Annotated in this window: 3 protein-coding genes; all 3 read left to right on the forward strand. The window is 38.5% G+C overall.

Annotation, left to right across the window (positions count from 1 at the left end):
* A partial coding sequence (locus DW904_RS23310) for a hypothetical protein (RefSeq protein ID WP_207664942.1) occupies window positions 1-205 on the forward strand: 205 nt, incomplete at its 5' end.
* Window positions 206-266: 61 nt separating this feature from the next.
* Entirely contained in the window at window positions 267-1,109 is an 843-nt protein-coding gene (locus tag DW904_RS22455) for a tyrosine-type recombinase/integrase (protein ID WP_015514772.1), read from the forward strand.
* Window positions 1,106-2,287: an IS91 family transposase gene (locus tag DW904_RS22460; RefSeq protein WP_118584329.1), complete on the forward strand. Its 1,182-nt coding sequence runs from the start codon at window positions 1,106-1,108 to the stop codon at window positions 2,285-2,287. The genes DW904_RS22455 and DW904_RS22460 overlap by 4 nt, the downstream gene beginning before the upstream one ends.
* The last annotated feature ends 277 nt before the right edge of the window (window positions 2,288-2,564 follow it).

Genomic DNA, 2,564 nt, shown 5'->3' on the forward strand with positions numbered 1-2,564 from the left:
AGTTGAACAAAATCGCTGCGCGATGGCCTGCCAAGGCTATGGCGCAGTTTTTCTTTACACTTTAATAAAAAGCAGTGGAAACCAAGTCCTACAAGTAGTATTGTTAAGTCACCACAACCAACAATCAAACAGGATCGACATCCCCACTGCCTATGATAAGAATACCATTGAGCTGCCTTTCTGGCAAGCAGTTTTATTATGCTAATGCTCCTCTATGTAAGCAGTGTTTATACATTTACGATTTACTTTACATGGAGGATTTTATTATGTACGAAGAAATTTTTAATCAGATTAGATCTGCTGCGAATAAACGGAATCTCAAGGATTCCACAATTCATGCATACTGTACCAGTGTTGCTCATTTTTTGAACCACACAGCCAAGGATATAGATGCATTAACAACTGACGATGTTGATACATTCCTAACTGAAAAGAAACTTTCCGGGATTTCACCAGAAACATACAATCACTACCATTCAGGAATCCGCTTCTTTTACAAAAAAGTATTGAAGATGAATTGGGATGATGATGACATACCTCGTATGAAAAGGGACAGAAAGTTACCAGCGGTGCTTACAAAAGCAGAAATATCAGCTATTCTTGATGCTACACCAAATCTGAAGCATAAAGCTATGATCGCTACTATGTATTCAGGTGGACTTCGTGTTTCAGAAGTCACACACCTTCATTATGATGATATTTCACGCACGAACAAAACCATACACATCCGCGATGGAAAAAGCCGATCTGACCGTTATACTTTGCTTGCAGACCGGACGCTTGAAATATTGACAGAATACTGGTTTCAATGTGGCAGGCCAAGAGGGATTCTGTTCCCAAGTTCATGGACAGGGGATTATCTTACAAAAGATAGTGTCATTCAATTTTTTCGTGAAAGCGCCGAAAGAGCAGGCATTCAAAAACACGTCTCCACACATTGTTTGCGTCATAGTTTTGCAAGTCATCTGTTTGAGTCAGGCTGCGATATAAAATATATTCAGGCTCTTTTGGGACATCGTGATCCAAAATCAACAGAGATTTATCTGCATGTAAGCAATAAAACTCTGCTTGGTATTAAAAGCCCATTTGATGAGATGGGTGGTGAATGATTATGGATAAATCATGTACGATACAGGATGTATTTGAACGGTTCTATCCTTCCTATGAAAAGAGGAGTAACCCTCCTGCTCATCACAGAAAAACGGCTTATCACATCAGAAACTGTAAAACAGGAGTTTTTGGTGTAAACATCAGTGTTTGTGAGGACTGCGGATGTATCAGTGTTCACAACAACTCCTGCAGAAGCAGATGCTGTCCCATGTGCCAGGAGTTTCCGAAAGAGAAATGGATTGATGCACAAAAAGAGAACGTATTGGATGCACCCTGTTATCATGTAGTATTCACAGTTCCTGAGGAATTGAATTCCATTATTTACAGCAACCAGAAGCTGTTATATGATGCACTGTATCATGCTGCTTCAGCCACATTGAATGAATTGTCAAAAGATGCAAAGTATCTGGGAGCTGATATAGGGTATATCTGCATTCTTCATACCTGGGGCTCTGCAATGAATTATCATCCTCATATTCATACCATTGTTCTTGGAGGTGGGCTTGATGATGAAAATAAATGGAAAGACACAGGTGGAAATTTTTTTCTCCCATATGGTGTCATCTCAAAAGTGTTCCGTGGAAAATATCTGGATGAGTTAAAAAGCCTGTGGAATGATTCTAAGCTTAAATTTCATGGTACAGCAGAGAAATATCAGAACAGCTATCGTTTTAAAGAACTTCTTGATAAGTGTTATGAAAAGAACTGGGTCACTTACTGTAAAGAAACTTTCAATGGTGCACAGTCGGTTATCAATTATCTTGGAAAATATACCCACAGGATAGCAATCAGTAATCATCGAATCAAATCCATGACGGATACGACAGTTACATATGCAGTAAAAGACTATAAAAACGAAGGCCACTGGAAAGAGAAAACAATTTCAGGAGAAGAATTCATCCGTCGATTCATGATGCATGTTCCACCCAAACGATTTGTCAGAATCCGGCACTATGGTCTGCTATCATGTAGAAACAAGAGAAAAAAGATAACTCTCTGCAGAAACCTGCTTGGATGCAAGAAATACATTTCTACATTAAAAAATCTAAATGCAGTAGAAATGATAAAGGTTTTGTATCACATTGATGTATGCAAATGTTCTTCTTGCGGAGGGAATATGGTATCACCCCGCAAAGATAAATACAGTTCTTCTTTTCATGCACATATGAGATGTTAAAATCTACAATTGCATAGAATAAATGACTTCCGCATAGGAGGTTTGTTTGTCATGCCTGAAATTGATTTCTTGAATAAAAAAACTTTTACCAAAACACCCAGTATGATAAACTTAAGGAAAAGAGCAACGATTGAATCCCCATAGCTATCGGCTAAAGGGACGCGACTTTGTTCACCAAGGTAAAATCGAAATTGATGTAAACGAAAGGGCAGTTTTTATCAGAACTCAAGGCTGCTTTTTCGTTTACACCAACTCCGATTGTTTCCTTAACAGTTTG

The sequence above is a fragment of the Ruminococcus sp. AM42-11 genome (genome assembly GCF_003480145.1).
GTDB lineage: Bacteria > Bacillota > Clostridia > Lachnospirales > Lachnospiraceae > Blautia_A > Blautia_A faecis.